We start from the raw sequence: 816 nt of genomic DNA on the forward strand, positions 1-816 counted from the left end.
CATCACCTCGCCGTCATTCTTAACCCAGAGTTTCCAGTCATCTGACAAGGGAAACTCATAATGGATACGATGCTGGCAGTTATCAGCATCTCCACCCGACAGATTGCGATGATAATCAATTATCGATGTGAGGCTTGGCTTGGTCCAATCAAGATTGGCAAATATTGCCGAGTCTTCCGTTTTGTGGCGATTGGTCAGATCAATCAATGCATCCAAAGTCTGCACTTGCGCGACACCGCGCTTGCGGCTTGGAAAGACGCGATATTTTTCAAGAATATGATCAACACCCGAAATTGACGGTGTGCTGCCGCGTGTCAATAAGGCTGGCACTTCCTTAGGAAGCCCAATCATTGATTCTGTGGTTTCAATTGTGACGAGTTCAGCACCACTTGCCTGCGCGCCAAGTTCGGCTGCGGCAGTGATATCAATGGCCAGATTGTGAACTGCGTTTGTTGCAATCGGAGTCTCAGACATTTTAAATCCTATGGCTGTTGAAAAATTATGCGTTGATCACGCCGGACGCGCTGCGCGTTGCCTCACGTGGGCCGCCGAACATGTCGATTTGCTTGGGGTGTTGCGTTGAAAGACTGCCGTCTTCGAGCATCCAGAAATGCGAAGATCCATGAACCTGCTTTGGTCGTTTCGAACCAATATCGGCTTCGATGGTGACTGTGCCGTCCACCACTTCAATATTGAGTTTGAGCGTGACCGACCCTTTGGCTTTCACCTTGGGGCGGTCGCCTGTGTGCTCTTTCAAGGCGAGAAATGTTTCCAGCAATTCTTTGGAAAGGCGGGGAACAACCTCGCCATTTTCCA

The 816-nt window shown here is 49.8% G+C and carries 2 protein-coding genes; both read right to left on the reverse strand.

The genetic code is table 11. The annotated features are described in order from the left end of the window. Positions 1-474 (reverse strand): DUF2303 family protein (locus tag ABE530_RS19625; protein ID WP_499695725.1); only part of this gene is annotated, 474 nt, incomplete at its 3' end. 25 nt (positions 475-499) lie between these two features. Beyond that, on the reverse strand, positions 500-816 hold a 317-nt coding region (locus ABE530_RS19630), incomplete at its 5' end, for a YfdP family phage-associated protein (RefSeq protein WP_499695726.1).

This window comes from Brucella sp. TWI559 (assembly GCF_039674265.1).
In the GTDB taxonomy this organism is placed as follows: Bacteria; Pseudomonadota; Alphaproteobacteria; order Rhizobiales; family Rhizobiaceae; genus Brucella; species Brucella chromiisoli.